Below are 7,475 nucleotides of genomic sequence, written 5' to 3' on the forward strand. Positions count from 1 at the left end.
ATGGGCATCTTGCCCGTTCCAAAAAAATTCAATATTCTTGTGGAATGGGCATCTTGCCCGTTCCAAAAAAATTCAATATTCTTGTGGAATGGGCATCTTGCCCGTTCCAAAAAAATTCAATGTTCTTGTGGAATGGGCATCTTGCCCGTTCCTATAGAAAATATTAGGTACAATAAAAAATGCAAACTCCTACAATTCAACAGCCAAAAACCGAACTTCCACCGCTAATCGAGCGGGAAATTCTGTTTGGAAATCCAGAAAAAACTAGCCCCAGACTTTCACCTGACGGCAAGTATCTCGCCTACATTGCACCAGATGAAAACAACGTTTTGCAAGTGCAATTGCGTACCGTCGGTCAATCAGACGATCGCCAACTGACAGCAGATAAAAAACGGGGCATCCGCATCTTTTACTGGACATACAGCGGCGAATATCTCATTTATCAGCAAGATATTGATGGTGATGAAAAATGGCATTTATTCTCAGTCAATATTCAGTCAAACCTGGTGCGCGACTTGACACCCTTTCAAGGTGTTCGAGCTCATCTGATTGCCCTTGACCGCAACTTCCCCAATGAAATATTAGTGGGAATGAACATCCGCGATCGGCGCAAACACGATCTTTACCGCATCAACCTGCAAAACGGTGCCGTTGAACTCGACACCGACAACCCAGGAAACATCGTCAATTGGGCTGCTGACGCCCAATTTCAAGTGCGGGCGGCCACAGCCACAACTGCCGAGGGCGGTAAAGAATTGCTATGGAGGGAAACTGCGGACAAGTCTTGGGAAAGCCTGCGAAGCTGGGGCCCCGACGACGAAGGCGGTGCCGTCATGTTCTCAGAAAACGGCAAAATTCTCTACATCCGAGGCGATCACGATGCTAACGCGGAACGTTTGATCGCGCTAGATTTGGAAACCAAGCAAGAAACCGATCTCGCCTCTGACCCAGAATACGATGTCGGCGATATGGTCGTACACCCCACGAAGCGAGAGATTCAGGCGGTTTCCTTCTACAAGGACAAGCAAGAGTGGCGGATTTTAGACCAAAGCATAGCAGAGGATTTTGAGGATCTCGGCAAATTTCGCCCCGGCGAATTCTCCATCACCAGCCGCAACCTCGCCGATACCACTTGGCTAGTCGCTTACATGACAGACGACGGCCCAGTTTACTACTATGCCTACGATCGCGCCTCCAAAACCTTCACCTTTCTGTTCAGCAACAAACCCAAACTCGAAGGGCTACCGCTATCATCAATGGAACCCATTTCTTACACCGCAAGAGATGGTTTAACCATTCATGGCTACCTGACAAAACCGGTTGGTGTCGCCACACCCGTACCGACAGTCTTGCTTGTTCACGGTGGCCCCTGGGCACGCGATACCTGGGGTTACAACCCACAAGCCCAATGGCTGGCAAACCGAGGTTACGCCGTTTTGCAAATCAATTTTCGCGGTTCCACCGGCTACGGCAAAGCCTTTCTCAATGCCGGCAATCGCGAATGGGCGGCTAAAATGCACGACGACTTGCTAGATGGGGTAAATTGGCTGGTAAAAACAGGAATTGCCCTACAGGATAAAATTGCGATTATGGGCGGTTCTTACGGTGGTTATGCCGCCTTAGCGGGATTGACTTTTAGTCCCGATGTTTTTGCCTGCGCCGTCGATATTGTCGGGCCAAGCAATTTGATTACACTGCTGCAAACTATTCCCCCTTACTGGGAACCAAGAAAAGCAAGTCTGTATCACCGCGTCGGCAATTTGGAAACAGAACCAGAGTTTCTCAAATCGATCTCCCCTTTATCTTTTGTCGATCGCATCCAGAAACCTTTACTAATCGCCCAAGGTGCCAACGACCCGCGAGTGAAAGAAGCAGAAAGCGAGCAAATTGTCAATGCCATGAAGCAAGCCGGCAAACCTGTAGAATACGTGCTTTATACAGACGAAGGACACGGATTTGCACGACCGGAAAATCGCCTGCACTTTTATGCGATCGCCGAAGAATTCCTAGCCAAATATTTAGGAGGCAGATTTGAACCTGCGGGCAACATTGCCAATCATTCTGGTGTAGTGAATCCGCAAACAACTAATTAGAAGGAAGAAGGAAAAAGGAAGAACAAAGAAGGAATTACTCAAATCTCTTTTCTCTTCTCTTCTCTTCTTTTCCTCTGTGTTCTCTGTGTCCTCTGTGGTTAAATCATTCCGATGCAACCGGATGTGCGATAAGTCCTCTTTCCTCTTCCCTTTTTCTTCTCAAATGACCAAAATTATTTTTCTAGATGCCGCAGGGACGCTATTTGACGTGCGCGGCAGCGTCGGCGAAGTCTACGGAAAATTGGCCCGCAGTTGGGGAGTAACTGTTTCTAACGAAGAGTTAAATGCAGCATTTTTCCAAAGTTTTGGCGACTCAAATCCGATGGCATTTCCCGGAAGAGAATTAGCCAAAATTCCCCAGCTAGAATTTGAATGGTGGCAAGCAGTTTCCGCGAACGCTTTTCAAATAGCAGGCGTTTTCAATCAATTCTCAGACTTTCCCAAATTCTTTGCCGAACTCTACGCTCATTTTGCCACCGCCGAACCTTGGTTCGTCTATCCCGACGTATTGCCAGCATTAAATAGGTGGCAGCAACAAGGGATTGAATTAGCAGTAGTATCGAATTTCGATTCGCGACTTTATGCAGTATTAAAAGCACTAAACTTAGCTGAATATTTCACATCAGTGACAATTTCCACCGAAGTTGGTGCAGCAAAACCCCAGTCTCAAATTTTTACCGCAGCTTTGCAAAAGCACAATTGCATCGCCGAGAATGTGTTGCATATCGGCGACAGCTTCAAAGCTGATTATTGTGGTGCTAAAAATGCGGGATTAAATGCAGTTTGGTTGAATCGCCACCAAGAAAAAATAGATTCAGAAAAGTTTAATTTAACAGATTTTCAAAAAATAGAAGAGTTTCCTAGTCTGGATTTTATATAAGTCAGTCCTGGACGCACTCCGACAAAGAAACCGGGTTTTTTTACCTAATCTGCGGGTGGCAGCGCGTCTTTTCGTAAAAAAACCCGGTTTCGCATGAGTCCCCATGCGTCCAGGACTATAAATATGAATTTTATGAGGTTAATGTTATGATTTTTATGAATTGACTTATAGAGCTGTTTATTGAATAATATGAGTAATTTAACCGCAGAGAGCGCAGAGGGCGCTGAGTTCGAGAAGAGAGAGGCGATCGCTATATTTAACTTTCTAGTGGGAAAGAACATTACAGATACTAATGGTGAACTCTATGGAAACTCGACTCACTCAAACTCAGTTAGCACAGGTAGTCGCTGAAATCGACAAGTTATCGCAGCAGCGCGAGTTAGAATTGGCCCCAGATCAGGTAAGAGAAATTTTACGGGAGTTGAATCTGCCTGATGAGCTTTTAGAAGATGCGATCGCCCAAATGCGCCGCCGCGAAGTCCTAGAAAAACAGCAGCGACGCAACCGCTGGATCGCGATCGCCTCGACAGCCGTTGTCATCTCTGCGATCGGTATAGGCGTACTGTTCGGGCAAAATCAGCAACAAAAAACTGCTCAAGTTGTGGGAGGAGAAGACAGGATTGCGCTATCGAAAAAAGGTGGTGACAGCCTTACTCAAGTCAACCGTCAAATCAACCCCCGCATCTACTACCAGGTGACGTTGAAAAATGCTCCGATCGGCAATCATTTGTCTCTGCAATGCGATTGGATTAATCCCAGCGGTGACATTGTTAATCAAGGCAGGTATCAAACTCGCACGATCGATACTGCGGTTTGGAATACGCACTGCTTTTACGATCTCGGATCTGCTGCACCACCGGGAAACTGGGAAGTTCGGATGTCCCTGGATGGGCGCGCGATCAGCAGTGAACCTTTCACGGTGAAATAAATAGACTTATCCAAAAAAGCCTGTTTTGAACAGGCAAGATGCCGGTTCCACAATGATTATTGGAGATATCTAAATAGACTTATCCAAAAAAGCCTGTTTTGAACAGGCAAGATGCCGGTTCCACAATGATGATTGGAGACATCTAAATAGACTTATCCAAAAAAGCCTGTTTTGAACAGGCAAGATGCCGGTTCCACAATGATTATTGGAGATATCTAAATAGACTTATCCAAAAAAGCCTGTTTTGAACAGGCAAGATGCCTGTTCCACAATGATTATTGGAGATATCTAATGGGTGCGATCTGCAAACCTTCACATTTCATAGGCTACTGGGGAGAGGGCGATCACACAAAAACGCTCAGCCGTTTAGTGCCTGAATACTTCATCCGACAGGGCAAATTATCAGAATGGGCGATCGCCTCTGCATCTGTACTCACGGCTGACACAGTGACGCTGAATGCTTGCGGGCGCGATCGGGCAACCGATTTACCGGGAGATGCTTGGGCGGCGGTAGAAGCGAAACAGCTAAGGCTGGGGCGCGATCCGTTTGGGCGAGTGCCGCTTTATTGGATGCAGTTGGCAGAAACGATTTGGTTTTCGACGCAAATGCAATTGCTTCTACCGCTGATTGCTTCCCCTCAAATTAGCCCGATCGCCCTACACAGTTATGCTTGTTTTTCCTACGTACCCACGCCGTTAACGCCGATCGAGCAAATTGCATCCGTAGCAGCCGGAAGCGAGATGATTTGGGAAATCGCCGATGTTAACGATCTGCCGAAAGTACGCGCGGCGAAGCTATCCCGTAGGGAATCGCTGCCATCCGCTTGGCAAGAAGCGCCCCAACTACTGCGGAGTGAAGATGAGGCGATCGCACAATTGCAAGGGCTGTTGCAACAGGCGATCGATCGACAAGTAGCCGATTTGCCGATCGACGAACCCGTAGGCGTTTTACTCTCCGGTGGCATCGATTCTTCCCTGGTGACGGCGCTGCTAGTGAAAGCAGGCTTGCAAGTGCGCGCCTATGCCCTCGATTTTGGTGTCGAAGCCTATTCCGAATTGCCCTACGCCCAACAGGTGGCGGACTTTTTCCAGATTCCGCTGATCCGAGTGGCGGCGACGGGCGATGCAGTGTTGCGGGCGATCGGGCCAACCGCCAAAGCCCTCGATTTACCCTATGGAGACGGCACGACGGCTGCACTGTTTTTGCTCAAACAGGCGGCGGCGCAAGACGTGCGAGTTGTATTCAATGGCGAGAATGGCGATCAGCTATTTGCTGGATGGACAAACAAGCCTTTGATTGCACACGGAGTTTACACGGCAGAACATCCCGCCGGAGGAGAAACCTTTGAACAGCAGTATTTGCGGACGTTTCAGCGATTTTATGGTTATGAAAAACAGATTTTTTCGCCAGAAATGCTCGATCGCATCCAGTCTCACGATTTGAGCGTTTACCTGCAAGACGCGATCGATCCCGAAACCTGTCCTTCCCTGCTAGCGAGGCTGCGGCGCGCTTCGCTGATGCTCAAAGGTGCCCAAAATATTCAGCCGAGGGCAACGGCATTGGCGTTTGCTTGCGGTTTGTGGGTGCGATCGCCCTTCTGCGACCCCGACCTCACGGACTGGACGTTTCAACTGCCAGGAGAGCTGCTACTGCAAGGTGCGTGCGAAAAATACATCCTCAAAAAAGCGTCCGAACGCTGGCTGCCACCGGAAATTGTCTGGCGGGAAAAGCGCGGGATGGGTGTGCCGTTGAAGGTTTGGTATTACGGGGAGTTTTGGACTGCGATCGGCGATCGGCTGAATCCGAATCTGTTGCGATCGCAAAATTGCTGGCAGCCCCATTTAGCCGACTCGATGTTATCGGGAGAACTCGGAGTTGCAATGCGCGATCGCTATATTGGCAATAATCTCTGGCTGCTGCTGATGTGGCAGGCATGGCGAACCGATGTTTTAGGCGAAATTCCGGTTAAGCGATCGCTTGATCATGTGTTTTGGTTGCCACCGGCGATCGGGCAACGCATTTGGAAATATCGAAGGAGGTTGACTGTTGACTGTTGACAGTTGACTGTTGACTGTTGACTGTTGACTACTATTCACTCGATTTTACAATCTTCCTTCTTCCTTCTTCCTTCTTCCTTAATTTCTTCTTCCTTCTTCCTTCTTCCTTCTTCCTTAATTTCTTCTTCCTTCTTCCTTCTTCCTTCTTCCTTCTTCCTTCTTCCTTCTTCTATATGACTGAATCTTTGCTACAGAATGAAACCAAAACACATTCTCCGCCGTTCTCCGAAGCAATGGCCCAGCGACTTTTGTCAACTTATGGTTCGCCCTTATATGTGTATCAGGCCGATCGCCTCCATCAAACCCTTGAGCATATTACGCGATCGATCGACTATCCGCACGTTCAGTTTCATTTTGCCACCGTCACCAACGGCAATATTGCTCTGTTGCAATTGATTCAGCAGGCTGGTTGGGGGCTACACGCGAATACACCGGGGGATGTTTTTTTGGGACTGAAAGCGGGTTTTACGAGCGATCGCATCGTCTACACCGGCAGTAACCTCAACAGGGCGGATATTCAGCAATTGATTGAGTGGAAGATTGATCGATTTAACTTCGATAGTCTGTCGCAACTCCAAGATTTTTGCGAATATTGCGGGAGTCAACCGCGATCGATCCGTGCCGAAATTGGACTGCGCCTCAATTCACCGGAATTGACGGGAGACAGCCGGATTGGAGTGCGTGCCGCCGAATTCGAGAAAGCAAACGAAATCGCGCAGCAGCAGGGGTTGAGGATTACCGGATTGCATTTTTATCGGGGGACAGGAACGAACGCCACGAGTGCTTTTACGCAGGCGATCGATCGCCTAATTGCGATCGCCCAACAGTTGCCCGATTGGCGAACCCTCGATTTTGGCGGTGGTTTTGGCTATCCCTATCGAGGCGGCGCAATGTTTGACTGGCGGGAGTTTGGTGCGGCGATTACTGAACGACTGAGTGCGCTATCTCGCCCGATCGAGTTGGTGATTGAACCGGGACGATCGGCGATCGCAGGTTGTGGCGTTTTGCTTGCGAAAGTTGTGTCGGTGAAGTGGTTGGGCGATAGGCAAATTGTCGGCGTGGATACGACTGTATCAAATCTATCGGTGCCTGCGGTACACGGGGGCTATCGGGCGATCGCAACTTGGGAAACTGGCGATGTATCGCGACATGAAACGGATATTTGCGGCAACACGACTTATTCGCGGGATTATTTGGGGCGCAACTGTTGGCTACCGAAACTCAAAATTGGAGATGCGATCGCCATTTTGGATAGCGGGGCTTACGGCTATGCGATGTCGTCACATTTTCTGCATCGCCCCCGCCCTGCTGAGGTGTTGATTGATGCTAAGGGCGATCGATTAATTCGACAGCGAGAAGACTATTCTATCTTATTAAACGGGCAAATCTTTTAATAGGGCATTGGGCATTGGGCATTGGGCATTGGGCATTGGGCATAGTTTCTTCCTTCTTCCTTCTTCCTTCTTCCTTCTTCCTTCTTCCTTCTTCCTTCTTCCTTCTTCCTTCTTCCTTCTTC

The 7,475-nt window shown here is 48.7% G+C and carries 5 protein-coding genes; all 5 read left to right on the plus strand.

The features are described from left to right. The first annotated feature begins 179 nt into the window (after positions 1-179). The 5 genes from QUB04_RS14280 (at position 180) to QUB04_RS14300 (ending at position 7,353) form a co-directional block, all read left to right on the plus strand. Positions 180-2,093, plus strand: coding sequence for a S9 family peptidase (locus QUB04_RS14280; RefSeq protein ID WP_333285179.1), 1,914 nt, complete (start codon positions 180-182; stop codon positions 2,091-2,093). A 163-nt stretch (positions 2,094-2,256) separates the two neighbouring features. Continuing rightward, the gene (locus QUB04_RS14285) at positions 2,257-2,973 is read left to right on the plus strand and encodes an HAD-IA family hydrolase (protein ID WP_333285181.1); all 717 of its coding nucleotides are present in this window, start codon (positions 2,257-2,259) and stop codon (positions 2,971-2,973) included. 292 nt (positions 2,974-3,265) lie between these two features. Continuing rightward, positions 3,266-3,901, plus strand: a complete 636-nt coding sequence (locus tag QUB04_RS14290; protein ID WP_333285183.1) for a DUF3859 domain-containing protein — start codon at positions 3,266-3,268, stop codon at positions 3,899-3,901. Positions 3,902-4,192: 291 nt separating this feature from the next. Further along, complete coding sequence (locus tag QUB04_RS14295) at positions 4,193-5,959, plus strand: asparagine synthetase B family protein (protein WP_333285185.1); 1,767 nt, start codon at positions 4,193-4,195, stop codon at positions 5,957-5,959. Positions 5,960-6,192: 233 nt separating this feature from the next. Further along, positions 6,193-7,353, plus strand: a complete 1,161-nt coding sequence (locus tag QUB04_RS14300; RefSeq protein ID WP_333285187.1) for a decarboxylase — start codon at positions 6,193-6,195, stop codon at positions 7,351-7,353. Positions 7,354-7,475: the final 122 nt, after the last annotated feature.

Source organism: Microcoleus sp. D2_18a_B4, assembly GCF_036702475.1.
Lineage (GTDB): Bacteria > Cyanobacteriota > Cyanobacteriia > Cyanobacteriales > Microcoleaceae > Microcoleus.

Bases quoted from the DNA above. Each gene is read 5' to 3' on its own strand.
- QUB04_RS14300 (WP_333285187.1), top strand. From the start codon at position 6,193: ATGGCCCAGCGACTTTTGTCAACTTATGGTTCGCCCTTATATGTGTAT.
- QUB04_RS14285 (WP_333285181.1), top strand. From the start codon at position 2,257: ATGACCAAAATTATTTTTCTAGATGCCGCAGGGACGCTATTTGACGTG.
- QUB04_RS14280 (WP_333285179.1), top strand. From the start codon at position 180: ATGCAAACTCCTACAATTCAACAGCCAAAAACCGAACTTCCACCGCTA.
- QUB04_RS14290 (WP_333285183.1), top strand. From the start codon at position 3,266: ATGGTGAACTCTATGGAAACTCGACTCACTCAAACTCAGTTAGCACAG.
- QUB04_RS14295 (WP_333285185.1), top strand. From the start codon at position 4,193: ATGGGTGCGATCTGCAAACCTTCACATTTCATAGGCTACTGGGGAGAG.